The organism is Vibrio sp. 2-2(8) (genome assembly GCF_963888495.1).
GTDB classification, from domain to species: Bacteria; Pseudomonadota; Gammaproteobacteria; order Enterobacterales; family Vibrionaceae; genus Vibrio; species Vibrio anguillarum.
This window is the reverse complement of the sequence record NZ_CAWPJM010000011.1, coordinates 119057-144939: the sequence shown is the minus strand read 5'-3', so window position 1 is coordinate 144939 and position 25883 is coordinate 119057. Positions and strand designations below refer to the sequence as shown.

Below are 25883 nucleotides of genomic sequence, written 5' to 3'. Positions count from 1 at the left end.
ATAAGGCCTTCATCATGCAACGTACACATAAAAGAATTTCTATTTCAGCATTATTACTCTGCGGGTTGTTACCGCTATCCGCTCAAGCTTCTAACGTATTAGTTAATAACAACATTAACCACCAAGAGGTGCTTGATGCCCAGCAAGCTTGGGGAGAAGCGTTAATCAAGATCAGCCAGACTTATGAACAAAAAGGTCATGCTGAAGCGAAGAAATTGGCACAGCAAGTGTTAGACCAAGCGTATGGCTATCAACAAGGTGCGGTGCTTTTCAAACCTACGCTTGCCAATGGGGAGCAAACCTTTCGCACAGAAGTAAACGGAGCGCTATCTTATTTTGTCGGCAGTGATAAGCAATACCCACAAGATTCTGGCTTTGCACTAAAAGGTTGGAAGGAGTATAGCTTTGATAACGCAGCAGTCTACATCAACGGTGATGTGGCCTTAACCATGGGGCACGTTAAGCTCATCGACAATAAAGGAAAGCAAACCGTGGTGGATAAAAGCTGGGCATTTAAGAAAGATGAACAAGGCCAACTGCGAATTGTTCTGCACCATTCATCACTGCCTTTTCAACCTTAATTGAGGGGAAAGCTTTTAGATGTGGGTGATGGTAATACACCCACATCGCAGACCTTTCTGTTGTGCCAGTTAAACGCCAGCACGCTTGAGCAGGCCAGCCATCAGTGGCGAGCTTGAACGAACCTGTTTTGATTTGTTCTGTAATGTTTTAGCCAGCGTCGGGTTATTGATGCTTTTGGCAATGTAGGCCATTGAATGATAGAAATCTCCTGCGGATTTCATTTTATTGGCGTCATTTAATGGTGCTAACAGTTGCACCATGGTTGTGCCACTCATCGCTTGTTGGGTGGCGTACTCTTGTACTGCATCGAGTAGAAGATCGAGATCGACCATCGCTTCGGCACTTTCCACACCATGTTTTTTCATCTCTTTGCGGTTACGTTTACGCATTTGCTTAATGACAAAGGCCGGTTTGTTGAGCTTTTTAAAAGCAAAGTAACCAAGAACGACTGCAAGCACGACACCGCCCGCCACATAACCCCAAATAGAACCGGAAGATTCAACAACAGGCTTTAGGGTTTCAACGGTATATTCAACGGTAGTGGGTGTATCAGACATTATTATTTCCTTAGAATGCAGCTTCAAAATCAGAAGCTATTAATTAATCTGGCAGGGGGAAAAGCGCCTTGCGATGAATCAAAGATCCATGAAAAGGAGAGCTTCTGCCTCACATTACTCTCTTTTTGGGGTGAGGAGGCAAGAAAGCAAGCCCATTTTAGGGATTATTAATGAGTTTGTTGATAATTGTGCGAGTTGGTCACACAAATTACGCCATTGCCTCTGTGTGTATGAGCTTAACGAGGTGATATAAAGATTGAAATGCACAGTCGTCATGAGGTTTAATGTTACGGTAACATTCAGTTGGAAAACAGAATAAAAATGAGCAGTATGCAACGTAAAACTAGGCCTACCCTGCAAGATATCGCAGACCGCGTGGGGGTGACGAAAATGACCGTTTCCCGTTTTCTACGCGACCCCAATTCGGTCGCATTGGCAACCCAAGAAAAAATTGCCGCAGTGATTGAAGAATTAGGTTATATACAAAATCGCGCCCCGGCGATGTTGTCGAAATCGTCAAGTAAGGCGATTGGTATTCTTCTGCCTTCCTTGTCAAACCAAGTGTTTGCCAATTTAGTTCAAGGGATTGAGTCGGTAACCAAAGCAAGAGGTTACGATACACTTATTGCTCACTTTGGTTATAACGTGCAAGAAGAGGAGGAGAAAATTGCCTCGTTGCTGTCGTATCAAGTCGATGGTCTTATTTTGACCGAAACGCACCACTCCGAACGTACCATCCAGATGCTAAAAGCGGCGGGTGTGCCGGTGGTTGAAACGATGGAGCTGCCAGACAAGCCGATCAATATGGCGGTGGGGTTGGATCACGAACAGGCCTCGTATCATGTGGTGACGCAGATGATCGACAGTGGCAAACAGCATATTGCCTATCTCGGTGCGCGTCTTGATACTCGAACGCAGTTGCGGATGAATGGCTATGATCGTGCAATGCAAGATGCAGGCTTAACCGCAGTTCATCTCCTAACTCAAGAGCATTCAAGTTTTACTCTCGGCGGTGATTTACTCGAACAAGCCCTAGAAGAGAGGCCAGAGATCAATGGCATCTTCTGTACTAATGATGACATTGCAATTGGTGCCATGATGAAGTGTGCACATCGAGGGCTGAAGATTCCTCAAGATATTGCAATCGTGGGGTATAACGCGCTCGATATAGGTCAAGCGATTTCGCCAAAGCTAACCAGTGTAGAAACGCCTCGGTTTGAGATTGGCAAGAAAAGTGCTGAGCTATTATTGTCCGCACTGGCTGGTGAAGTGATTGAGCAGAAAGTGTTCGACTTAGGCTTTAGTGTCACCGATGGCGAGAGCCTGTAGTCAGCTTGTTATTCAGCCATTGAAGTGGTTGGGTTTGTCACTTCAATGGCTACATCAAGCTCATGTTGTATCAATTAGGGTAGAGGAACGAAGCCCCTTGATTGGCGGCAGAGACATTATCTCGGCACACTTTAAACAGATCGCGCCCCCAAGTTTGCTGTGTGAGCTCAGTATCACAAGTGGCGATATCGCGGCCTTCGGTTGGCGTTAAGTTCTCTAATCGGCCTGTCACCGCATCGACGCGGATCCTATCTCCCTCTTCGATAAGCGCAATTGCGCCTCCTCTTAATGCTTCCGGTGAGACGTGAATAGCCGCAGGAATTTTGCCAGAAGCGCCGGACAAACGACCATCGGTCACTAACGCAACCTGATAGCCTGCTTTTTGTAAGTTGCCCAAAATCGGCATTAACTTATGCAGCTCAGGCATGCCATTGGCTGCTGGCCCATTGAAGCGAACTACAACCACGCAATCTTGATTGAGCTCGCCGCGTTGATACGCCTGCTCAACCTGATGCTGGCAAGCAAACACTTTGGCGGGTGCTTCAACAATGCGATGTTGCTCAGCCACGGCAGAGACTTTGATCACCGCTTGCCCAAGGTTACCCGATAACACTTTGATGCCACCAGAGCGCTGAAATACCTTATCAGGTAGGGCGATTACCGAGGGGTTTTTAGTTTGAGTACACGCTTGCCACTCTAACGTATGGCCCACTAATTGCGGTGATTTTAGTTGATCTGCAAATTCACCAAACACGGGTTTTACGTCGCTGTGAAGTAACTGCGCTTTATGCAGACGCGTCATCAACATGGGTACGCCGCCTGCGAGCTCAAATTCATTGATATCCGCCGAACCATTGGGGTAAACATTCACCACAAGAGGAACGACGTCAGACAGATCACTGATATCTTGCCAAGTCAGCACAATACCCGCCGCGCGAGCAACAGCCAGTAAATGAATGGTATGGTTTGAACTGCCACCAGAGGCGAGCAAAGCCACTAGGCCATTGACTACGCTTTTTTCTGTCACCACCTCATAAAGTGGACGGAAATGCGCCGTGCCATCGCTCATGGCGGCAAGGCGGATCGCGGCATGTTGCGTCAATGCAAGGCGTAGTGGGGAAAAGGGAGCGACAAACGCTGACCCTGCCAGCATTAAACCCATCGTCTCAAACACTAATTGGTTGGTATTGGCAGTGCCGTAGAAAGTGCAAGTGCCCGGGGAGTGATACGAAGCGCACTCCATATTCAGCAGCGCGCTATCATCAACCAAACCTGCCGCGTGTTTTTGGCGAACATCGACTTTCTCATCATTAGTAATGCCAGTGGACATTGGCCCTGCGGGAATGAAAGCCGTTGGTAGGTGCGCAAACGCCAGCGCGCCCATCAGTTGTCCGGGCGCAATTTTATCGCAAATACCGAGCAGTAATGTGCCATCAAACATATTGTGGCTGAGTGAAAATGCCGTGGCTTGTGCAATCAAATCGCGTGAGAACAACGACATATCCATGCCCGCTTGGCCTTGCGTTACGCCATCACACATCGCAGGAACGCCGCCAGCAACTTGAGCCGTGTGGCCAAATGGGGCGAGCACTTTTTTGATTTGCTCAGGGTAATCTTTATACACTTGGTGCGCGCTAAGCATGTCGTTGTATGCTGTGATAATGGCTAAGTTAGAACGCGTTAAATCGAGAATGTGCGCTTTTTCTTGAGAGCAAGAGGCGGCGACGGCGTGAGCCAAATTACCACAAGAGAGTGATGCTTTACCCTTGCCACTGTGCTGCTGTGCCTTGGCGCGGTTGAGAAACTCATCACGCAAAGTACGGCTGCGCTGAATAATTCGTTCGGTGACGGCTGTGATGGTTGGGTTTAAGTCTGTACTCATGCTGACACCTTTTGACCATCTAAAGTGAGATCGCGCAATGCCACTAGGGCGCGCTCTACAACCTCATCAATATCCGTATCGATATCAACGATAGCGACTTTCACTTCGTTGTCGGGGCGCTCTAGCGTATTGAACTGGCTTTCCACCATGTTCGCTTTCATAAAGTGGCCTTTACGCGCTTGCATGCGCTTCATGATTAAATCAAAACTGCCATCGAGAAAGAGAAAGGTCACATTTTGGTTACCGTCACGGATTTGATCGCGGTAGGTTTTTTTCAACGCAGAGCAAACAATCACGCCATGCTCATTTTTACTCTCTAAGCTAAAAGCCGCGTCACGGATGCGCTCTAACCAAGGTTTGCGATCGTCATCATTTAGCGGCTCTCCGCCTGCCATTTTGAGAATATTGGCTTTTGGATGAAGGTCGTCACCGTCGATGAATTTCGCCCCTAATTTCTGGGCCAGTTTCGCGCCTACAGTGCTTTTTCCGCAGGCGCATACGCCCATTACAATAATGCTACTACCAGTCATACGGACTCCTTGAGTGGTATTCTGAGCTGGATCTCATTTTTTAAATTCACTTGGAAATATGACTTTATCTTATCCATGTTATCGGTAACATGTTACCCGTAACTTAGAGATTTGTGAACTGAAACACAAACAAAACAATACGTGATATAAGGTGAAGAACATGGAATTGATGACTCAAAGCAGTAACCCTGCTTACCTATTAGCAATCGCGGGATGTGCGATTGCAGCACTACTGATGTTAATCATGAAGTTGAAGATACACGCCTTCGCTTCATTAACCTTAGTCAGCCTTGGCACTGCAATTGCCACCGGCGTTGCGGCGGAAAAAGTGGTCCCAACCATGATGTCTGGTTTTGGTGGAACCCTAGCGTCCGTTGCTTTGCTGGTCGGCTTAGGTGCGATGATCGGCAAAATTTTAGAAGTGACGGGTGGTGCTAAAGTGCTGGCTGATACCTTGATAGGCCGCTTTGGTGAAGAAAAAGCGCCGTTTGCACTGGGTATTGCTTCATTACTGTTTGGTTTTCCCATCTTCTTTGATGCGGGATTGATCGTGATGATGCCGATCATCTTTAGTGTAGCGAAGCGCTTTGGTGGCTCACCATTGAAATACGCGCTGCCTTCAGCAGGTGCTTTTGCCGTGATGCATGCTTTTGTGCCGCCTCATCCTGGGCCAGTTGCGGCTTCAGATCTTTTAGGTGCTGATCTTGGTCTGCTGCTGATTGTTGGTATCTTGGTCGCGATTCCTACTTGGTATTTTGGCGCTTACCTCTTTGGCCTGTATGCGGGTAAGAAATTTGATATTCCACTCTCTAAAGCGTTTTTTAATACCGAGCAAATTATTGATGAAAATAAATTGCCAAAATTTGCCACGGTATTAGCAATTTTAGTGATGCCTGTGCTGCTCATTTTTATGGATACAGGTCTTAATACCCTTGCGGTAGCAGGCGTGATTGACGGTAAAGCGCCATTGGTTGAATTCTTACGCATGTTGGGTAAAACCCCGGTGGCCCTGTTGCTGACTCTGCTAACTTGTTTACTGGTGTTTGCCAAAGATTTTGGAATGAACAAGCTGGAAAAACTGTGCAGTGACTCGTTAGCGCCTATCTGTGCGGTAATTCTTGTGACAGGTGCGGGCGGTATGTTTGGTGGTGTGTTGCGCGCCAGTGGCATTGGCCAAGCATTGGCTGACGTGTTATCCGATACCGGCATGCCTATCATAGTTGCGGCGTTTGTTATCGCAACTTGCTTACGTGTGGCGCAAGGCTCTGCCACCGTGGCACTAACCACCACCGCCGCTTTGATTGCACCAATTGTGGCACAAACCACGGGTTTGAGTGAGTTGGATTTATGTTTTATCGTGATTGCGATTGCTGGTGGAGCAACGGTACTATCTCACTTTAATGACTCAGGCTTCTGGCTGGTTTCTCGCTTGATGGAAATGGATGAGAAAACCACACTCAAAACTTGGACTGTGATGGAAACACTGCTTGGTAGCATCGCGTTTGTGATTGTCGCTGTCCTAAGCTTCTTATTATAAAAAGCGTTTTACTATAAGGTTATGAAATGAAAACTCTTGAACAACGATTGAAAGAAATCAAAATCGTCCCTGTGATTGCGATTAATGATGCTAGCCAAGCGGTCCCTTTGGCCAAAGTATTGGTTGAAAATGGGTTGCCATGCGCGGAAGTGACCTTTAGAACAGAAGCGGCTGCAGAATCGATTCGTTTGATGCGTGCCGCCTACCCAGAGATGCTGATTGGCGCAGGGACAGTACTGACCACGGCGCAAGTAGATCAAGCCATTGAGGCGGGCGTGGATTTTGTAGTCAGCCCCGGTTTTAACCCAACCACGGTGAGATATTGCCAACAGCGTCATGTGGCAATTGTTCCGGGCGTCAACAACCCAAGTTTGGTTGAGCAAGCGATGGAGATGGGTTTGCGCACATTGAAATTCTTCCCAGCCGAGCCTTCAGGTGGCGTGGCCATGCTCAAAGCATTGACGGCCGTTTATCCGGTCAATTTCATGCCAACAGGTGGCGTTAGCCCAAGTAACGTTCAAGATTATTTGTCGATTAAATCCGTAGTGGCGTGTGGCGGTACGTGGATGGTACCGACAGATCTAATGGATAAAGGTGATTGGCAGGGAATTGCGGAATTGGTTAAAGCGCTATAGCCCTTTCTATTTTCTTTAAGAACAACGGCTTGCTTCGGTAGGCCGTCTTTTTATTCCGTGCGCACCTCCGACCATTAACGATAAAAGTAATCGAGAGTAACGCGCGATCAAAAATCTCGTTACAATCGTTCTCCTACTCATTTCACGATAAGCCAAGCTATGTACGCAAACCGACGCGCAGAATTAATTTTAGTTATCACGACCTTATTGGCCGCTGCGGGCTGGGTGTTTTCCAAACAAGCCATTCAAGGCCTACCGCCTTTTGGCTTTATTGGTGTGCGCTTTCTTTTAGCGTCGCTGTGCCTACTGCCATTTTGTCTTAAAGCGCTGCGCCAAGCCTCACTGCACGATTGTTTAAAATCGATGAGTGTGGGCGTGTTGCTAGGTGGCTCGATTTTTTGCTGGATCCACGCGATTTCCATTAGCGATACGCTAGGCGAGGGCGCATTCATCATGAGCCTCTCTATGCTGTTTGTTCCGTTATTAGCATGGCCGCTGTTTGGCACTAAACCGGCGCGCGCATTTTGGTTGTCGCTACCCATTGCACTGATTGGGCTTTTTTTACTGTCGTGGAATGGGGAATGGGTCGTCGCGACTAGCCAGCTGTGGTTTATGGCTGCGGCCTTTAGCCTGGCATTGCATTTTAACTTTAACAGTCGTTTTTCGGCTAATCTGCCGCCGATGTTGCTCACTACATTACAACTGTTTGTTGGCGGCTGCCTTGGGGTATTACTCTCTTTACTGTTTGAGTCATGGCCAGATCAAATAAGTTTGATGACATGGAAGTGGCTTGCTCTGAGCGTATTACTCGCCACCAGTTTGCGGTATTTGATGCAAACCGTAGGTCAAAAGCACGCCAACCCTACCAATGCGGCGATATTAATGCTGCTTGAGCCAATCTGGACACTGGTTCTGAGCGTGCTGATTTATGATGAATCGATGCCAGCGAATAAGATTTTCGGCTGCGGCTTGTTGCTCTGTTCGCTTCTTTTCTATCGAATGGGCCATTTTCGTCATCGTTAAAATCATCGCAAATCTTTCAAAACGGTTTTGCTGCATAGTTTCTAGAGCCAAGGTGTGGGTTGGGCTGTAGGCATTGTGTGCGTTGATAGCGTGGAGAATATGATTATTGGGGCTGATAAATTATTTTTGGGAATTTTTGATTCAGACAAAATCAAGAAAATCGTTTTCTAAACTCTCGTGGCGTTAATCCCACAATATTAATGAAGGCCTTTCGACACGCGCTGATATCCTCGTAACCAACCTGATTTCCTATCCACTCAAATGAATGTTGTGTGCTTTCCAAGTAGTCACACGCACTCTGTATTCTAAGACGCTGCAAATACTGATTAGGGTTATGACCTGTAGCCTTTAAAAATCTTCGTTGCATCGTACGTTCGGTAACGTTTGCTTGCTTTGCTAACTGCTTTATAGGCAACGATTCAGCATAACTCTGATGCATTATTTGTTGGACCGAAACAATCGCCATATCACCATGATAGAACGAAGGATTGAATTGTTGGTAGTAACTCTGCGCTCTCTGTGCTGTGTCGATAACCAGCGTTTTACCAAGTTGACGCACAACTTTTGGAGATGCATATTTGGCGATCAACTCAAACCCTAGATCTAGCCACGACATCATCCCGCCCGCCGTAATTATGTCACCGTGATCGACCAATATCTTATTGCTATTAAGCGTAATACTAGGAAACATTTTGGAAAATGTTTCTGCTAACGCCCAATGAGTTGTCACTTCTCTTTTACCAATTAAGTTAGTTGCGGCCAAAATAAATCCCCCCGCACAAGCAGATGATAGAACTGCACCTTTGGAATACTGCTTTCTAAGCCATTCAATAAGTTTGGCTTCAGGGACCAAGTAGTAATCATCTATTGAAGCAGGCGGTAGCAAAACAACTGTAAAGCTATCCTCTATAAGCTCATCATGCGAAATAATGACTGGTTCAAATAAGACCTCAATCCTTTGTTCCCAACAAACTCTGCTTGCAAGCAAAAACATCTCTTCAAGACCGTAAACAGCTGACTTCAATACTGAAGGATACTCGCAAATTCCAATCGTAATTTTTAACATGTCTATCTCTGAATTTGTCGTTTTTAACCTCTTTAATGTCATTTTAGCCTCTAAAAGTAATGCAGCAAGTTACTCATAATTTTTCTGAGCCAAAACTTAAAAAAACAGGATTTGAAAATGGGTAAAAAAGCATTGCTTGTAATTGATATACAAAACGACTATTTCCCTGACGGAAAATTTCCTTTGTGGAATACAGATAAAACCCTGAGCAACATTAAACAGCTCATTACTAAAGCCAACGCACAGCATGTTCCTGTATTCTTTATTCAACATATATCTTCTGCACCTCAAGGAATGGCACCTTTCTTTGAAGAAGGAAGTGACGGTATGAGAATTCACTCTGAAATAATGTCAATATGCCCTGATGCTGAAATTATCTGTAAACAGCACGCTGATGGTTTTCATCAAACTAATCTAGAAAAATCACTAGGAAAGCTCGATGTTGATGAGTTGCTGATCTGTGGAATGATGACTCAGAATTGCGTTACGCATACGGCAATATCAAAGAAAGCGGAAAAATATAAAGTCTCCATTATTGGAGATTGTTGTACGGCTACAGATAGAATGATTCATAACATAGCGTTAAATGCGGTATCAATTCGAGTACCTTTATTGGCTTTTTCTGAAGTGTTATAGAAGTAAACTGCCACAAGAAATGTATCGAGAATTCACTGGTATAATCTACCCGTAAGCTTTCTACCTAAAAACTTTGAAACACAAGCCATTTCAGTCAGTTGTTATGTTGGCTGAATTGGTTCGTATTTTAGGCAGCTTAGCGCTCATCAATAATATTGACGAAGGGAAACGTTGAGCGCAGACTCCGCTCGTTTGTGAGTTCAGTTCGTGTTTGCTTATTTTGGAGTTTGTCTTAATGTTCACCCTTCCTCCCGTCGTGATGACTATTGGGCTTTTGTTGATCAGCAACGTATTTATGACCTTTGCTTGGTACGCTCACTTAAAAGATCTCAGCCACAAACCGTGGATTATTGCAGCGTTAGTCAGTTGGGGAATTGCCCTGTTTGAATATCTCTTCCAAGTACCCGCTAACCGGATTGGCTATACGGTATTAAACCTTGGCCAATTGAAAATATTGCAAGAAGTGATCACCTTATCGGTGTTTGTGCCTTTTGCATTGATCTACATGAAAGAGCCTTTCAGGCTTGATTTTGTGTGGGTAGGGCTCTGTTTGCTCGGCGCGGTGTTTTTTATTTTCAGACCGCAAATCCTTGAAGTGCTTGCGAAAGGTATTGGCTGATTGCTGGCGAGTATTTGGCAGGCGACCAATATTTAAGAGGCAAATGCCGGATAAATAAACTCGTAAAAAAAGCCGTTGTGTGGGCAACGGCTTTTTATGGGATTATTCGCTGAATTTCTTAAAAATAATCGAGGTGTTGATGCCACCAAAAGCAAAGTTATTGCTCATTAGGTATTGCACATCCAGCTCACGCCCTGTGCCTGTAATGTAATCAAGATCGCCACATTGCGGGTCGATGTTATCTAGATTAAGGGTTGGATTAAACCAACCGCTGCGCATCATTTCTAAACCTAACCAAGCTTCAACCGCGCCACATGCGCCCAATGTGTGACCAAAATAACTTTTCAACGAGCTGATCGGCACTTTACCCAACGCGTTTGCGGTGGCGTGACTTTCGGCTATATCACCACGGTCGGTCGCCGTGCCGTGAGCCGAAACATAGTCAATTTTATCTGCACTTAACTTGGCATCACGCAGCGCTATCTCCATGCAGATTTGCATGGTGTCCATTTGTGGTTGAGTGACATGGGCGGCATCGCAGTTGCTGGCAAAACCGATGATTTCTGCGTGAATGACGGCACCGCGTGCGATGGCGTGTTCATACTCTTCAAGCACTAAAGTTCCTGCGCCTTCACCAATTACTAAACCATCACGCTGAGTATCATACGGGCGTGGGGTGGTTTTTGGCTGGTCGTTTTTGAGGCTAGTGGCAAATAAGGTATCAAATACGGCCGATTCGGTAGGGCAGAGCTCTTCACCACCGCCCGCCACCATTACGGTTTGGTAGCCGTGTTTGATCGCTTCGTACGCGTAACCGATGGCTTGGCTACCAGACGTGCAGGCGCTACTGGTTGGAATGACGCGGCCTTTGAGCCCGAAAAATAGACCTACGTTCACCGCGGCAGTGTGAGGCATCATTTGCACATAAGTGGTGGCGGTAATGGCTCGAGTGGTTTTTTCGTTGAGCATGACACCAAACGCACCGATGGCATCGGTACTGCCTGTTGATGAACCATAAGCGATGCCGGTTTGGCCATTCGTCAGCACTTCATGACCAATTAAGCCCGCCTGTAGCAGCGCATTTTCGGTGGCAACGGTCGCCAGTTGTGACACACGGCCCATACCTCGGACTTGCTTACGTTTGTAGTGGCTAGGCAGTGTAAAGCCCATTATTGGCGCGGCGAGTTTAGTGTTTAAACCCTCATACTGCTCATAGGAGGGCATATATTGAGTGGCATTTTCACAAGCTCTGAGTTTTGGCTCAATACTGGCCCAGTCATTACCAAAAGCAGTCACGCCGGACATGCCTGTAACGACAACGCGGCGGGTCATACTAAGCCTCCATTAACCGAGATAACTTGGCGAGTAACATAAGCGGCAATATCAGACATTAAATAGCTCACAAGGCCTGCGACTTCTTCGGGTTCACCCATGCGGCGTAAAGGAACTTGTGGCAGTGCGTGCTCTTTGACGTGCTCATCTACCATGCCGGTATCGATTAAACCCGGAGCAACACAGTTGACGGTGATTTTGCGCTTAGCCAGTTCAAGCGCGAGCGATTTGGTCGCGCCAATCACGCCAGCTTTAGCGGCGCTGTAATTGGTTTGGCCCCGGTTGCCTGTGATGCCCGACACCGATGCTAAAGTCACAATGCGCCCACCTTGGCGTTTTTGCACCATTGGCATCACACAAGGGTGGAGGACGTTATAAAAGCTGTCTAAATTGGTGTGAATTACACCATCCCATTCTTGTTCTGTCATGGCAGGAAACGCCGTGTCACGAGTAATGCCCGCGTTATTGACCACGCCGTAATAAGCGCCATGTAGAGCAATATCGGCTTCTAATACTTCGCGACACTGAGCTCGGTTGCTGATGTCAAATTGAATCAGTCGGCCTGAACCACCGTTTTGCTCGATGGTCGCTAGTGTTTGCAGGGCACCTTGCTGGTCGCCCATGTAATGGACGGCAATGGCAAAACCATCTTTGGCGAGCGCAATCGCAATCGCTTTGCCTATGCCTTTACTCGCACCAGTCACTAATACGTGTCGGGTCATGCTTGACTCCTCATTTTCATTTCTTCTAATTTTTGTTCTGATGGCACATACACATTTAATTGGCATTCGGCCAAAAGCTGGTGTTGGTGCTCGATTCTTGCCTTAAACACGGCCATGCCATTGTCTTGCATTAGCTGTTCAGCGTAGATATCGAGCGTTTGCCCTGTCAGGAATGCATCGCACAGCGCTCGATAACGGCGACTGCCGAGCAGAAAGCCAATCGGCGGTTGAATGCCTTGGACAAGTGAGTGATACCCAGACCACGCGGCAATGGCTTGTGCCATAAACTCGATACCGACATAGGCCGGTATGCTTTGTGTCGCCGGGTCAAAAAACAGGTGGTGCGATTCAATATCCACTTGGCAGTGGATAGATTCGCTCTGTACCTCAAGCGCGCGGTCGATCAAAATCATCGGCGCTTGATGAGGCAGCAGTTGATCAATTGCAGGAAGCTTTGTCATTAACGTAACCAAAAATGAGGCTAATATTGTTGCCACCAAAAGCAAAGGAGTTGCTTAAAATGGCCTTGTTTTCTAAATGTTGGGTGGTTTCCACTAGCGTAATATCAATGTCTGGCGCTTTGTTAGCACAGCGCTGAATGGGCAAAGGCAATTGGTATTGCAGTATGTGCCAAGCAATGGCGGCTTCGGTTGCACTGGCCGCACCGAGCGTGTGTCCAGTGAGTGGTTTGGTTGAACTCACCGCAACGTGCTGGCCAAAAACGCGGAAAATCGCTTTACTTTCCATGCTGTCATTGAGCGGTGTTGCGGTGCCGTGAGCGTTGATATAGCCGATATCACTGGCGGTTAATTTGGCATCTTGCAGCGCGTTACGCATCGCCTGTTCTGCACCGTTTCCATCTGGGTGGGGCGCAGAAATATGGTGTGCATCGGAACTGTCGCCAGCACCCAATAGCGCAATGGCGTGAGCGTGTTGCTGAGACGGCGTTTTACCCAGCAGCATAAAAGCGGCAGATTCACCAATGTTGATGCCATCTCGCTGTGCATCAAACGGTTTACACAAACGTTGAGACAATGCCTCTAAACCGTTAAAACCATTGAGTGTTAAGCGGCACAAAGTGTCGGCACCACCGACAATCACCGCATCAACTAACCCAGCATTAAGCATTCTTTTGGCGGTGATAAAGACGCGGCCACTGGACGAACAGGCGGTCGAAATGGCGTAGCAGGGGCCGCTTATTGTAAAATAGCGAGCGATAAAATCACTGCAATTGCCTAATTCCTGTTTGTAGTAGTGGTAGTCGCTTGGAAATTCGCCCTGCTCTAACTTGTGGGCGAGTGCGATTTCGCCATCAGCAATGCCGGACGTGCTCGTGCCAACCACCACTGCAATGCGATCTGCGCCATAAGTGGCAATCGCGTGGCGGACGCTCGGTTCGATTTGTTGCAGTGCCGATAAAGCCAGTTGGTTGTTACGCGTATTGAACGCACTTAAATGCGCTGGGATTTCTGGTAGCGGTTCACTCACTCGGCCTACTATGGTTGCGGTGCCACTATTGAGCGACGTGTCGTCAGCCACCATGTTGTCACAATAGCCCTGCGCTAAACTTTGGTGAATGTGCGACGAGTCACTCCCCATCGCGCAGTGAAAACCGCAGTCTTGGACATAAATAGGTGAGCGAGAATCAATAGGAGAAGTCGTGGATGAGTTCATGATAGCTGTCTACGGTTGTGTGGGCGGCAAAAGGTACTGAGCACTGAGCGTTGTAATCGTAATGGTGTAATTCAATAATTGATTGTGGAAGCGAATATCGCCCTTCATCGCGAAGGGATGTTGATAATCAATAACAATCACTGTTTCACCCAGTTCATTGATGAGTGTTCGTCTATTCTCATCATCAATGATTTGCCACTTTACCTTATTTAACGGGGCTTCCCAAGCATTTCGCGGCCAGAGCGTGATCATCAGGTTAAAGAGTATCTGTTCGGGCTTCGGCAAGGTGTTTTCCAAGCCATTGAGTACACTGGTCTCAATAGTATCTTGCTGATAATTGAGCGATAAAATCCTCGTTCCCCAAGATGAAAACCCTGCCAGCACAATCTTGTCATCGGTGACCTGCAACTGGACCGGAAGCTGTTGATTATGCTGGCCGTTATCATCTTGCCAATGGGCGCTGATCAACTGACTTGCCGTGACTTGGTACCCAAGTTGCGCAGGTTTGGGCAGAGTAACGAATGTGTTGGGGCTAATTTCTACCTGCGTGGAGGCTTGGTTTGGCACTAAAGAGCAGCCAGACAACATCAGTAACAGCAAGGGCAGCGCACGGCGTATTCTCATCATCATAGTTTTTCCTCATGCGCTTTCATGGCGGCAGGTTGTGATTTGATCGCCATTGGTGAAAGCAACCAAGCAACGAAAATGCCGCTCAGTACCGTCAAACCAAAACTGTGGATGGCGTGAGTTTGGCTAAGAGCAAGCAGACCAAACGAGAGCAAAGTCGTTAGTGCCGAAAGGGTTATGGCAAGCAAGGTACTGTGACTGCGTGCTTGTTCGGCAAAAAAGAGCGTGTAATCAATACCGATACCTATCACTAATACCAGCGCTAATAGATTGAATAAATTGAGCGTAGAGCCTGTTGCGACGGTGACGGCTAACCCAGCGATGCAAGCAATCAGGGAAGGTAACATAATGCGAATGCTGTGTTTCACGCCGTAGCGCCAAATAGTGAGAGCGCTGATCAAGGTAAGAGCCAGCGCAATTAACTCCATCACTTTAAGGCGATACTGCCCAAACAGGGTTGAGATCTCTTCGGTTTTATTCAAATAGGCGTAGTCGCTATTTTGCGCCGCAAACTGCTTAATTACTGCTGCTTGGTAAACCTCTTTCAACAGCACTACCGCCGCCACTTTTTGCTCAACTTTACCTAAATAAAGAAAGCGCAGCGGTTGGGAAACATCATGGGCTAAATAATGCGCCAGTGTCATGGGTAAAAATGACGCTTCCAGTTTAGGAGCCGAAGATAGTTTCAGCGTGTGAGCCATTGCTGCGCCTTGGTTTGCGTACAGTGCTTCAACCAGTGCGTAGTTTTCTTGCTGACGCTTAAGCGAGCTGATGTTTTGGCTTAAACTTTGGTAGCCAGAAAGTACGCCTTGTTGTTGCCATTGTGAAAATTGCGTATCTAATTTTTCTAACTGTTGCATTAATGCTTCATCATCGTTGGCACTGACGACCAACATTTGCTGTGATGATTGAATACCAGTCAAGGCGCTGATTTGCAGCTCTTGCTGTTTCAAGTCGCTAGGCATGGCTTGTAATTGTCGAATGTCGTCGTTGTAGTGCACTTGCGTCAGGGCAAGACTGCTGATGATCAATAACGCCGTGGGTAGGCCCCATTTAACCCATGGCTTTTGCCAAAGCGCAAACCATAAAGACCAATAAGTGATGCCGGGAAGCGTTCTCGATGAACTTGGTTTTTTGGCCAAAATCGGATACCAAGCCACGACCGTCGCGTAAGCGGCAACGAGACCTAAGGCGGAAAATAGCGCTAGCTGTTGTAAGCCGGGGAAAGGGGCGACCAGTAGACCGAGATAGCCAATTAAACTGGTGATTAACCCTAAGGTAATGGCCGTCAGAATATGTTTTAGTCCTTGCACGCTGTCCCATTGTTCATTTGCGGCAAGGCGATCGGTCAGGTAGTGAAAGGCGTAGTCGATTGAAACGCCAATCAGGCTGGCCCCAAACACTAAGCTAAACAGATGGATCTGACCAAAAAACGCGGTGGTGATCACCATGGCAACCACTAACCCAACGGATACCGAGAGCAGTGCCAACAGTAAAGGCATGGCACTGCGAAAAACCAGCATCACCAACAGCACAATTCCGAGTAATGAGAAAAGGCCAATAGTGCTGATTTCTGACTTGGCACTTTGAGTACCAAAATCGGCGTAAAATAAAACACCAGTGTGATAAATGTCCGCACTAAATTGTTGCTTGATGCGTTGTTGCCATTGAGCAATATCGGGCACCACTTGTTGCGCTTTGAAACTGTATGGTGAGTCGTTGAGCTGCGCGGTGATCAGCACGTATTTTTGGCCTTGATACTCGCGGGTTAAGTATCCATCTTGCAAACGAAAATGAGACGATAGCTGGCTAAGTTGCGCTAAGTAGTCGCGAAATAGCAGAAAAGGGTCATGACTGAGCTCTTGCCCTGTTACCCCAGAAAAAGGGTTATATAGGGCTTGCACCACGGTTTGCACTTGTTGTTCGGGATGTTGACTGAGCTGATTGCGTTGCTCGCTGGTGAGCAGTTGTGCTCGATGTTGAAAGTAGTAACTGGCCCAAGTGCTCTGTTGAGTGGCATCGATTTTTCCAACCACATCCTTGAAATAGCCACTCTGCTTGAGCTCGCTTTCTAGCGCTGTAACGGATTTGAGTCGGTCAGCCTCATTGGGCGCAGTGACAATAAAGACCACCTTATCGCTCATACTGGTAGTGACTTTTTCAAACGCTTGCTCGGCGAGCACACTTTGCTGGTTGACCGGCAGTAGCTTAAGGATATCCGTCTCGATCGGTGAAGCCGCCGAAAAGAACCACTGCTTGAGTAGTAAGCCAAGACAAAGGGTCACAAAAGCCAACCAGAACAATGCCAGCCGGTTCGATTTAGAAGTTAAACTGTGCTTGCTCAGCATGGGTTAAACGCTCTGGCTGGTGGTTTTGGTTAGTAAACTGAATCTCGGTTTTGTCGCCTCGCACTTCTTGCAGGATCAAACCATCAATGTCATCTCTCCCCGTTAATGTTATCGAGGTAAACACCGAGCTCAGTGGCGCATTTCTCGGCGTTAAATTTAACTGCCACTGGCCATCTTCGCTGTGCAGCGTCATCGTAAATTGTTCATTCAATTGCTGCGTGTCACCATGAAATACCGACAAAAAGAGATGGCTGAAATAAAACGCCATTGGGTTCTCTTTTTCGGTAATCACCTGTGGTGGTTGGTTAGCAAAAGTTTGGCGAAGCTTGTCTTGAGTTAGCACCAAATTAACTGGAAATGGTGAGTTTTGTTGCCAAAGTAAGCCATTTTGTTTATCGAGCAAGAATTTCCCGGCTGACGACAGTGGTTGTTCGAACATCTCAATATGGCGGAGTTGAGTAAACTCTCCGCGTACGATCTGGTGTTTCGCCAACTGCGCTTGCAGTGAAGCGAGGTCTGTCACTTGTGCCCAGAGTAGGGGCGAGAATAGAGCTAAAGTTAGCCAGAGAAAACGGTGCATCATAATTTCCCGTAGGTATGCCAGTGCTGCACTTTGTCGGTAAATAGCGTTGGGGAAGCGAAACACATCTCTTGCGTGTCGATGCGAACCGCTACTTGAGTGGTGTGCGCTTTACACATTCGTTGCCCGGTCTGGCTATCAAAAATCATGTAGTCAACACGCAAGCGATTTTCCCATTCCGTCAAGGTCGCTTTGACACGAATCGTATGGTTGAACGGGATTGCTTTCACGTACTTCACGTGTGCATCAATCACCGGCCATAGGTAGCCCGACTGAGTCATCGCGTGATAGCTGTAATCAATTTTTTCCATCAGCACGCGGCGTGCTTCTTCAAAAAAACGAAAATAGTTGCCGTGGTAGATAACGCCCATTGGGTCGGCATCTTGAAACGAGGTGACTAAAGTCACCTCACTTTCCAATGGATGAAGTACATCGCTCATCGCGCTTCCTAGTAAAGTGTCCAGTGGCGTTGTTGAATGCGGCTAATAAAGTGGCGCAAATCATGTTCTAGCGGACGATCTTCTACCACAAAATCAAACTCTTGTAACACGGCTAAGCGCATCTGCTTGATATTGTGACTCATGTGTTGCTCATCCAGCTCATGATGACGTTTGCGCAATTCTATTGCTTGGGTCGCTGCCAACAGCGAGGCGGCCGCCACTTGTTCTGTCAGTTCAAGCACACGTAGACAATCACGCGCGGCAATGGTTCCCATGCTGACTTTGTCTTGATTGTGACACTCAGTCGAACGTGAAAAAACGCTGGCAGGCATGGTATGTTTCAAGGCTTCGGCCGTCCACGCTGAAATGCCGATCTGCACGGCTTTAAAGCCGTGGTTGATCGGTTTTCTTTCGCCTTCTGCGCCAGTTAAGTTAAACGGCAAACCGTTGTTGAATTTGTAATCCATCAATTGCGCCATTTGGCGATCGAGCAAATCGGCTAGGTTAGCAACCTGTGTTTTTAAGGTATCCATTGCCATGGCAATGTGGCCGCCGTAAAAATGGCCGCCGTGCAGTACGCGTTCATTATCGCCATCGATGATGGGGTTGTCGTTGGCACTGTTGAGCTCATTTTCAATCAGTTGACGTAGCCACGGCAGTGCATCTTGTACGGTGCCAATCACATGGGGTGCGCAGCGCAATGAATAGCGATCTTGCAGGCGGTCACTGTTGCGAGGTGGGCGCTCTGCTTGTAAGTCATCGCGTAGCCATGCTGCGATTTGTTGCTGGCCAGGATGCGGCTTGACGGCAAATAGTGCGGCATCAAAATGGAAGTCGTTACCCTGAATACCGACAGACACCATGGCGGTAATTTTGGTGCAGAGTTGAGTTAAATACTCGGCGCGTTTATAGGCTAAACAGGCCAAAGCAGTCATGACTGATGTGCCGTTCATCAGCGCTAATCCCTCTTTTGGTTTTAGCTTGATCGGGCGAATACCCAGTTCGTTAAACACATCTTGAGTTGGGCGCATCTCACCTTTATAAAGCACGTCGCGCTCACCAATCAGTGTGGCCGCGAGGTAGGAGAGTGGCGTTAAATCGCCGCTTGCCCCGACCGAACCTTCTTGTGGAATACGAGGGGCGATATCGTGGTTGATCAAGGTGACGATTTGGTTAAGCAGTTCATGGCTCACACCAGAGACACCTTGCGCTAGTGAACACAAGCGTGTTGCTAATACTGCGCGAGATTGCTGATGGCTTAATATCTCGCCTAAGCCACAGCCGTGAAAGCGAGTCAAATGCAGTGGTAATTGGTCTACTAGATTCGGCGGAATGGCAACGGTGCATGAATCACCATAGCCGGTGGTTACACCGTAAATCACGCCTTCTTCTTTTAAAAGTCGTTCTAGAAAAGCGACGCCGCGATCAATTTTAGCGGTGAATTCCGCTGAAGAATTGAGGTTGGCCTGCGCGCCTTGCGAAATCGCGACAACATCTTCAATGGTGAGGCGATCGACGCCAAAAGTTATGCGGTTATCTGTCTGAATCATCATGCTGCTGTTTACTTAGAGTCCAAAAGTTGAAAAAGTTATACCACTGCAGTGGAGCTTGCAGTGTGTAATGTTCCAGCCGATCAGCGTAGCGTTGTACTACCTGCGCTAGCGCCGCTTGTCGCTCTTTTCTCGGTAAATCTATGTTGTCACTAAAGTGCTCGAAATAGACGTTAAAATGTGGAGTTTTAGAACGTTCGTCTCTTAAGCCAAACAAAAGGTAGACGGGAGCTTTCAACACCGAGGCCAACATAAAAGGGCCTTGTGGAAACGGTGCGGGTTGGCCTAAAAAATCGGCCCATACGGCTCGGGTCTCTTTGCTGGTGGACGTTCTATCTCCGACGATCACCACCCATTCTCCTTGCTCTATTTTCTGTTGAAGCAAAATAGCGGTATCGGGGCCCAAACGGCTCACTTGAATGAGGTTCAGTTCTGAGTTGGGATTGATCGCTTTCATTACCGCATTGAAGCGTTCGGCGTGCTCGGTGAAGACTAACGCATTGATCTTAATATGAGAATGCCGACGTCCCAGAGCGCGGCACAGTTCAATATTTCCAAGATGAGATCCTAAAAGAAGCACACCTTGTTTTCGTTCTGCTAAAGTTTGGAACAGTTCTTGACCATGGATGGTCAAGTTTTTTACCGAAAAATCGCCTTTCCATGCCGCCAATTTATCCAGCATAGTGTGGCCAAAAGAGAGCAGATGGTTATAGCTAGAGAGATGATTTGGCAGCGTGATTTGGCGACGGTTTGCGTAGCTTTGTAAGTGCTGTAAATATTGTTCAGAGGCTTGGCGAGCTTGTTTTCCGGTAAGGTAGTAATAGCTCATTACAAGTTTCAGCATCAGGTTAAAAATTGGCCGCCCGAGTAGGCTATATACCGCCAGTAACGCTTTAATACCCAGAACCGTTCCTCGTTCTTGACGCTTTGACCAGTGCTGGTTTGGCTCTGCACCACTTTTGTTGTGCCTGCTTTGATTGCGTTTCAGCAGTTGAGGAATACGCGGTAACATGCCAAAAAATAATTTGCTGTGCATCCAACTGATTTTGACGTTATCCCATAGTGCATCGAAATGAGAGACGCCTCCTTCAGGATAAATGACGCGGGTTTCCACAAAATCGATATCGACCCCGTGCCAATACATGCGAACTAAGATTTCGATATCGAAATCCATGCGCGTGCCGATCTTATGGTTATTGAGCACCTCAACGGTGAGGTCTACGGGATACGCGCGAAAACCACACATACTGTCTTTGATCGTAAAGGATAGCGTTTCAATCCAAACCCAAATATGCGTTGCGTAACGGCCATATAAACGCGCTTTGGGTACGCTGTCATCGTAAATCGGCTGACCAGAAATTAGGTGGTTTGGATGTTGATTTGACGCGGCCAGTAATTTAGGCAGCGCTTGTAAATCATGTTGGCCATCGGCATCAATTTGGATGACGTGACTAAACCCCAACTGCTGCGCTTGGCGAATGCCAGCCATTACCGCGCCACCTTTTCCTTGGTTTTGTTCTAGGGTAATTAGGTGAACATGTGTTTGCTGGGCGACGTTGCTCAACGCCGGTTTTGTTTGCTGATTGCTGCCATCATCAACCAGTAAAATGGGAAGTTCAAATGCGCTGAGTGATGAGACCACTTCTGCTACTGTGCTGCCGTGGTTGTAGCACGGAATTAAAAAACAAGCTTGATAATCAGCCACAGATTTCACCCAACTTCATTTTTCCTGATGAGTGAATGATGTTTAAACCCTCACGCTGCGAACTATAACTAAACGCGAGTTTCTGTTTTTCCTCATCCCAACTTAATGCCAGTTGAACGGTCATGTCTGGCAAGATAGGTTCTTGGAATTTGATCACTTCCATACCTTGAAAGCTTGTGGGTACAGATAAGTATTCTCGTGCATAGCGCAGTGCCCAATCGATTTGGGTAACGCCTGGCAGCAATGGAAAATGTGCAAAGTGTCCTGAAAAATCAATAATGTCGGCGTCAACGCGCAGCGTCAAATTCACCGTGTGAGGCTGAGTGTCAGCACATAATAATGTGGGTGTTCTTTTGGCCATAATCTATTGGGCTTCGTTATTTTTATGGTTGGAATAGTGTTTCTAGTTCAGCAACAAGGCGCTTACCTTGGCTGTTGAGAGGGATCTCTTTTACCACTCTAAAGCGTCGAGGTACAGCAATAGGTTCTAACCATTGGCGCAGTTCAGAGCGCAGCAACAGCCAGAACTTCCCCTTTCCAAGTTGAGCTAATTTTTCAGTGCCGCTGGCTGACAGTACAATCGCTGAGATTAAGATCAAACGTTCACCGTCTTGCTGTGGTAACACGGCTGTTTCACTGATCCACGGCAGTTGTTCAATACGCTGCTCCACTTCAACCAGTGAGATCCGTTTTTCTTCGATTTTGATGATGCGATCGGTGCGACCTTTCAAGGTAAAGTGCTGCTGGTCGGAAAGCTCACATTCATCGGCTGTTTGATACCAATGATTTGGATCAATATGTGCAGAGCGCAAGGCTAAGCAGTGCTCGCTGTTAAGTCTTGCTTCAACAGTAGGAAAAAGCTGCCATTGCTGCGTTGCACTGTGCTGTTGCCGAAAAGCGATGCCGCCAGTTTCCGTACTGCCATACACTTCGATAGGTCGTTGCCCAAACAGGGTTTTTGCGTGACAAGAAGCAGAGTAGGGAAGCGGGCCACCGGAAGAAAACAGTGTGCGCATTGGGCTTGGCTGATGCTCTTGTGATAAGCGTTTCAATAGCGCAGGGCTACTAATCAGCACAGTGTCCGGATGCGCATGTGCGGTCACTTGTTCTGGAAATTCCAAGTTGTGGCGGGCAAATGCTCGCCCTGCACACAGTGGCCATAACACACGAAATAGCAGCCCATAAATATGTTGATGAGAAACTGTACTTTCCACTTTTGCACCAATGAGCTGTTCGCCCCAAAGCTGTTCTAAAATGGCAATTTCAGCTTCAAGCTGCCGCAGTGTTTTGATGATAGCCTTAGGCTGACCGCTGGAGCCTGACGTAAACAGCGTCACGGTTTGTGTCTCTAATGAAAGTGGTGCAAAACAAACGGCTTCATCGCGCATGTCGTTGGGTAGCGCTAAATGGTTAAGAGAGAGAGTTGGCGTAGAATTGGGTATTGTTATTGCCTCATCACACAGCAACAACTCAAAGTTTTGGCTCAGTTCTGCCAGTGCCGCAGGTTGATAATTACCGGGCAGAATTAATGATTTTTGCGTGTAACAGACGGCGAAAAAACCGACGGAGAACCGATAGCTATCGCCAGCACACAGTGCAATATGATGTTCATTTCGCGATGCTAATTGCCGGCTTAGTTGGCTGACATCGGCGACAAAGTTTGCCCAGTTAATGGTGTTATTGAGGTCAAAAGCAACACAATGCGAATCGTTTCTTGGTGAGGAGAGTAACGTTGCAAGCGAGCAAAAATCGGGGTTGCCGAAAGTCATAGCGTACCTAGCCTTTGCGAATCCTTTGTCTTACTAGCCATTCCGTTACAAAGAGGCTGCCAGCAAGGAGATAACTGATCAATCCGTTATACAACGTCCAGATCTCGATAGATTGGAAGCAGGTATAAAGTGCGATGGCTCCATTCATGATGAAGTAGAGGCACCACACTTTAGTGACCGTGCGTGTGTACTCAATGCCACTTTGAGGAAGTTCAGGCTCTTGCAGCCTCGCCAGCCGTTCAATCACTGTTTGCGGTTGCGTTAGGCTCAAGGCAAAAAGAGCCAAAAGACATACATTAACCACAACAGGGTAAAACAGTAGCCAACCATGCTGCTGAAAGAGCATCCCCAAAGTCACCAAAGTGATACCAACGAACCCACTAATCCAAGCCAGTTGCTTCAGTTCTTGAAGTTTGGCTTGCCAACCAGAAAGAATTCTTAAAGCAAAAATAGCGGCTAAGAAACCCCCTATAGCTTGCAAACCAAACTGATTAATCCCGAAGTAGACCGCGAGTGGGTAGGTAAGCAGGACGATTGCAGACAAAATCGTCAGCAATCGCCGCATTAGCTTTCCTTAACAAGTTCAATAACCGATTCCACCACATCATTGACGGTGCGAACGGTTTTAAACTCTTCAGGCTTGATTTTTTTGCCAGTCACTTTTTGTAAGTGAACGACAAGATCTACAGCATCAATACTGTCGAGATCGAGATCTTGATAAAGGTGAGCGTCTGGTTGAATATCGGCTTCATCAATTTCAAATAGTTCAACGAGAGCTTCTTTAACTTGATCAAATACTTGTTGTTGGTTTACTTCTGTCATAACGCTATCTATTTATTAGTGGCTAGTTTGAGATGAAATATAATTTGCTAAGTTTGCCACTGATGCAAAGTGTTGGCGAGTATTGGAGTCATCAGCGTCAATGACGATATTATACTTCTTTTTAATGGCCAAACCGAGCTCTAAAGCATCGATAGAATCTAAACCTAACCCATCACCAAAAAGTGGTGCGTCAGTTTCGATATCGTTAACTGAGATATCTTCAAGATTTAGTGCGTCGATAATGAGCTGTTTTATTTCTGTGTGTAGTAATTCCACTTCAACCTACTTATATAATGTTCTAGCCGTTTTGAACAAAACCTTGATATACACTTCCCGCTTCGCTGCAACTTGACGTTATGGGTCGATAACTTCAATAGTTTTGTCATTTCTGGTTATTGTTTTGGGGGAAAATCACCTCTGCAAGGTGGCGATTTAAACGTCGTGCTGCAGTGGTGGGGTTATCAGCACCTTCAATAAAAGGTGTGACGGCAACTTTACCCTTTATCTCCACATGGAAAAAGGGTTTGGTTTTAGGAACTTGGTACCACTTTTGCTCTTTTGTGAGAAAACTCGGAGAAACGGTAATATGTACGATGCGTAAGTCTCTTTGAGTTCGGATTGCGATTTGCGCCGCACCGCGCTGCAATTTGGGTTTAACGCCGGGTGTGGTTCGCGTGCCTTCAGGGAAAATCAATAATACGTTTCCGCGGCTCATGCGTTCCTCGCACACATTTAACAAATCATCAGGTGTTTCATTGGGGATATAACCTGCGGCTTGAACAATCCGTTTCATAAAAGGATTGGCCCAGATAGCTGACTTAACCAAGCAATCGCACTGATGAAGTTGTGATGCAATGAGAACATAATCAATTAAGCTTGGATGATTGGCGATAATAAGGCAGCTTTTATCCTGTTTTAATAGTTCTGCGTTGGTTATTTTATAGTCGATGGCACCTGTTAATTTCATCAACTTACAAAATATATTGAATGAGTTTTGGATTGATTTTTGAACTTTATATTCTCGACGATCTGTTTGCGATGAAAATAATGCAATCAGTGGGATAATAATAAAACTCAGCGTTAATCCGCCTAAACCAAATATAAAAAAACAAAAACCTGTAGCAGCAATACGCCAGTAGCGGTTGAACTCTAACATTTTCGTTGCCATTTCCAAGCGCTTTGCGAGCCCTCAATGATCCATTCAGATTTTTCTGATAAATAGTGGTGAAGAAACGACAATGCTTGCGGCTGTTGTGGCTTGGTATCAGATGTCTGCATAGAGAGTGTAAAATCTGAACCGTGAGACAGGGTTACCCCTAAGGCATAGCCTTGAAATTGCCACTCTTCGTATTGTTGGTAGTCGCTAGGTAATGGCTCATCAAAATCAACCAAAAGCACTTTGTGACTAGGGTGCCCATTTAAATAGAGCCAAGCTTCTAATATGGCACTTTGAAATGTGTTTTGTGCTGCTGCAATCGAGGTTAACGGGATCGGTTGTTTTGAAGCGATGGTTGCTAGGCCTGCCGCTGTATTATGAACAGATTGTGAAAATGCCATTGGTGAGGCTTCTTCGCCAGTTAATATTGACTTCACGATTTCAACGCTACGATGAAGTTCGCCATGACGACATGAAAATACCATGTAATCAATATGTTGTGATTCTATGGCAGTCAGTGCAGTCTGCACGGCTAATTTGCTCAAACGACTCATTCTGCGGCGCATCATTGGAGGAATATGGTCTGTGTTGAGCGTATTATCGTCAGGCCATATCTCTTCTCTCGCCCAATTTTGCCAATCAGAAGGGTGAGATAAGCCTGCAGAATTTGCAACCCAAGTATCAATATTTAACGTGATTATTTGCTGTTGATTTGACATAAGATATTGCATTGTTTTTGATAGGGTTAAATACTATGGCACA

The 25883-nt window shown here is 46.7% G+C and carries 28 protein-coding genes; 7 read left to right on the top strand and 21 right to left on the bottom strand.

Going from position 1 to position 25883, the window contains the following annotated elements; all coding sequences use genetic code 11:
• Nucleotides 1-14: 14 nt before the first annotated feature.
• The gene (locus tag AACV12_RS03400; protein WP_170899931.1) at nt 15-581 is read left to right on the top strand and encodes a phosphoribosyl-AMP cyclohydrolase; all 567 of its coding nucleotides are present in this window, start codon (nt 15-17) and stop codon (nt 579-581) included.
• Nucleotides 582-650: 69 nt separating this feature from the next.
• Here AACV12_RS03400 and AACV12_RS03395 read toward each other — a convergent pair whose 3' ends face one another.
• Nucleotides 651-1139 (bottom strand): hypothetical protein, encoded by a 489-nt coding sequence (locus tag AACV12_RS03395; protein ID WP_010319103.1) that lies wholly within the window; start codon nt 1137-1139, stop codon nt 651-653.
• Nucleotides 1140-1460: 321 nt separating this feature from the next.
• Here AACV12_RS03395 and AACV12_RS03390 point away from each other — a divergent pair, with 321 nt between their 5' ends.
• On the top strand, nt 1461-2468 hold the full coding sequence (locus tag AACV12_RS03390; protein ID WP_170899930.1) for a substrate-binding domain-containing protein: 1008 nt from the start codon (nt 1461-1463) through the stop codon (nt 2466-2468).
• 70 nt (nt 2469-2538) lie between these two features.
• Here AACV12_RS03390 and edd read toward each other — a convergent pair whose 3' ends face one another.
• Nucleotides 2539-4350, bottom strand: coding sequence for a phosphogluconate dehydratase (gene edd, locus AACV12_RS03385; protein WP_170899929.1), 1812 nt, complete (start codon nt 4348-4350; stop codon nt 2539-2541).
• Nucleotides 4347-4880 (bottom strand): gluconokinase, encoded by a 534-nt coding sequence (locus AACV12_RS03380; RefSeq protein WP_170899928.1) that lies wholly within the window; start codon nt 4878-4880, stop codon nt 4347-4349. Before AACV12_RS03380 ends, edd begins: the two co-directional genes overlap by 4 nt.
• Before the next feature lie 160 nt (nt 4881-5040).
• On the opposite strand from AACV12_RS03380, the gene AACV12_RS03375 reads away from it, so the two are divergent.
• The 3 genes from AACV12_RS03375 to AACV12_RS03365 all read left to right on the top strand — a co-directional run bounded on the left by AACV12_RS03375 (nt 5041) and on the right by AACV12_RS03365 (nt 8075).
• Nucleotides 5041-6417 carry a GntP family permease gene (locus tag AACV12_RS03375; RefSeq protein WP_170899927.1) on the top strand — a complete coding sequence of 459 codons (1377 nt, stop codon included), beginning with the start codon at nt 5041-5043 and terminating at the stop codon, nt 6415-6417.
• A gap of 26 nt (nt 6418-6443) precedes the next feature.
• Nucleotides 6444-7052, top strand: coding sequence for a bifunctional 4-hydroxy-2-oxoglutarate aldolase/2-dehydro-3-deoxy-phosphogluconate aldolase (locus AACV12_RS03370; RefSeq protein ID WP_017047051.1), 609 nt, complete (start codon nt 6444-6446; stop codon nt 7050-7052).
• 159 nt (nt 7053-7211) lie between these two features.
• Nucleotides 7212-8075, top strand: coding sequence for a DMT family transporter (locus tag AACV12_RS03365; RefSeq protein ID WP_017045125.1), 864 nt, complete (start codon nt 7212-7214; stop codon nt 8073-8075).
• 151 nt (nt 8076-8226) lie between these two features.
• On the opposite strand, the gene AACV12_RS03360 is transcribed toward AACV12_RS03365, so the two are convergent.
• Nucleotides 8227-9141, bottom strand: a complete 915-nt coding sequence (locus tag AACV12_RS03360; protein ID WP_170899926.1) for a GlxA family transcriptional regulator — start codon at nt 9139-9141, stop codon at nt 8227-8229.
• A 117-nt stretch (nt 9142-9258) separates the two neighbouring features.
• On the opposite strand from AACV12_RS03360, the gene AACV12_RS03355 reads away from it, so the two are divergent.
• Both AACV12_RS03355 and AACV12_RS03350 read left to right on the top strand, forming a co-directional pair.
• Nucleotides 9259-9777: a cysteine hydrolase family protein gene (locus tag AACV12_RS03355; RefSeq protein WP_170899925.1), complete on the top strand. Its 519-nt coding sequence runs from the start codon at nt 9259-9261 to the stop codon at nt 9775-9777.
• A 235-nt stretch (nt 9778-10012) separates the two neighbouring features.
• Entirely contained in the window at nt 10013-10396 is a 384-nt protein-coding gene (locus tag AACV12_RS03350) for a DMT family protein (RefSeq protein WP_170899924.1), read from the top strand.
• A 102-nt stretch (nt 10397-10498) separates the two neighbouring features.
• Here AACV12_RS03350 and AACV12_RS03345 read toward each other — a convergent pair whose 3' ends face one another.
• The 17 genes from AACV12_RS03345 to AACV12_RS03265 all read right to left on the bottom strand — a co-directional run bounded on the left by AACV12_RS03345 (nt 10499) and on the right by AACV12_RS03265 (nt 25852).
• Nucleotides 10499-11728: a beta-ketoacyl-ACP synthase gene (locus AACV12_RS03345; RefSeq protein ID WP_170899923.1), complete on the bottom strand. Its 1230-nt coding sequence runs from the start codon at nt 11726-11728 to the stop codon at nt 10499-10501.
• Nucleotides 11725-12450, bottom strand: coding sequence for a 3-ketoacyl-ACP reductase FabG2 (locus AACV12_RS03340; RefSeq protein ID WP_017045136.1), 726 nt, complete (start codon nt 12448-12450; stop codon nt 11725-11727). Before AACV12_RS03340 ends, AACV12_RS03345 begins: the two co-directional genes overlap by 4 nt.
• Complete coding sequence (locus AACV12_RS03335; RefSeq protein WP_170888735.1) at nt 12447-12911, bottom strand: hotdog family protein; 465 nt, start codon at nt 12909-12911, stop codon at nt 12447-12449. The genes AACV12_RS03340 and AACV12_RS03335 overlap by 4 nt, the downstream gene beginning before the upstream one ends.
• On the bottom strand, nt 12889-14124 hold the full coding sequence (locus AACV12_RS03330) for a beta-ketoacyl-[acyl-carrier-protein] synthase family protein (protein ID WP_170899922.1): 1236 nt from the start codon (nt 14122-14124) through the stop codon (nt 12889-12891). Before AACV12_RS03330 ends, AACV12_RS03335 begins: the two co-directional genes overlap by 23 nt.
• Before the next feature lie 9 nt (nt 14125-14133).
• Nucleotides 14134-14754 carry a DUF3261 domain-containing protein gene (locus AACV12_RS03325; RefSeq protein ID WP_170899921.1) on the bottom strand — a complete coding sequence of 207 codons (621 nt, stop codon included), beginning with the start codon at nt 14752-14754 and terminating at the stop codon, nt 14134-14136.
• A complete protein-coding gene (locus tag AACV12_RS03320) occupies nt 14751-17099 on the bottom strand; it encodes an MMPL family transporter (RefSeq protein WP_170899920.1) in 2349 nt (782 codons plus the stop codon). The genes AACV12_RS03325 and AACV12_RS03320 overlap by 4 nt, the downstream gene beginning before the upstream one ends.
• The gene (locus AACV12_RS03315) at nt 17071-17682 is read right to left on the bottom strand and encodes an outer membrane lipoprotein carrier protein LolA (RefSeq protein ID WP_170899919.1); all 612 of its coding nucleotides are present in this window, start codon (nt 17680-17682) and stop codon (nt 17071-17073) included. Before AACV12_RS03315 ends, AACV12_RS03320 begins: the two co-directional genes overlap by 29 nt.
• A complete protein-coding gene (locus AACV12_RS03310) occupies nt 17679-18119 on the bottom strand; it encodes an acyl-CoA thioesterase (protein ID WP_047687931.1) in 441 nt (146 codons plus the stop codon). Before AACV12_RS03310 ends, AACV12_RS03315 begins: the two co-directional genes overlap by 4 nt.
• A gap of 8 nt (nt 18120-18127) precedes the next feature.
• The gene (locus tag AACV12_RS03305; RefSeq protein WP_094128887.1) at nt 18128-19672 is read right to left on the bottom strand and encodes an HAL/PAL/TAL family ammonia-lyase; all 1545 of its coding nucleotides are present in this window, start codon (nt 19670-19672) and stop codon (nt 18128-18130) included.
• Nucleotides 19653-21383 (bottom strand): LpxL/LpxP family acyltransferase, encoded by a 1731-nt coding sequence (locus tag AACV12_RS03300; RefSeq protein ID WP_170899918.1) that lies wholly within the window; start codon nt 21381-21383, stop codon nt 19653-19655. The genes AACV12_RS03305 and AACV12_RS03300 overlap by 20 nt, the downstream gene beginning before the upstream one ends.
• Nucleotides 21367-21735: an ApeI family dehydratase gene (locus AACV12_RS03295; RefSeq protein ID WP_013856483.1), complete on the bottom strand. Its 369-nt coding sequence runs from the start codon at nt 21733-21735 to the stop codon at nt 21367-21369. The genes AACV12_RS03300 and AACV12_RS03295 overlap by 17 nt, the downstream gene beginning before the upstream one ends.
• Before the next feature lie 22 nt (nt 21736-21757).
• Entirely contained in the window at nt 21758-23143 is a 1386-nt protein-coding gene (locus AACV12_RS03290; RefSeq protein WP_170899917.1) for an AMP-binding protein, read from the bottom strand.
• A 7-nt stretch (nt 23144-23150) separates the two neighbouring features.
• Nucleotides 23151-23708, bottom strand: a complete 558-nt coding sequence (locus tag AACV12_RS03285) for a septation protein IspZ (RefSeq protein WP_017050412.1) — start codon at nt 23706-23708, stop codon at nt 23151-23153.
• Nucleotides 23708-23965 carry an acyl carrier protein gene (locus AACV12_RS03280; protein ID WP_013856486.1) on the bottom strand — a complete coding sequence of 86 codons (258 nt, stop codon included), beginning with the start codon at nt 23963-23965 and terminating at the stop codon, nt 23708-23710. The genes AACV12_RS03285 and AACV12_RS03280 overlap by 1 nt, the downstream gene beginning before the upstream one ends.
• A 15-nt stretch (nt 23966-23980) precedes the next feature.
• Nucleotides 23981-24241, bottom strand: a complete 261-nt coding sequence (locus tag AACV12_RS03275; protein ID WP_013856487.1) for a phosphopantetheine-binding protein — start codon at nt 24239-24241, stop codon at nt 23981-23983.
• 106 nt (nt 24242-24347) lie between these two features.
• Nucleotides 24348-25121 carry a lysophospholipid acyltransferase family protein gene (locus tag AACV12_RS03270; protein ID WP_026028155.1) on the bottom strand — a complete coding sequence of 258 codons (774 nt, stop codon included), beginning with the start codon at nt 25119-25121 and terminating at the stop codon, nt 24348-24350.
• Nucleotides 25115-25852, bottom strand: a complete 738-nt coding sequence (locus AACV12_RS03265; RefSeq protein WP_170899916.1) for a beta-ketoacyl synthase chain length factor — start codon at nt 25850-25852, stop codon at nt 25115-25117. Before AACV12_RS03265 ends, AACV12_RS03270 begins: the two co-directional genes overlap by 7 nt.
• Nucleotides 25853-25883 lie beyond the last annotated feature (31 nt).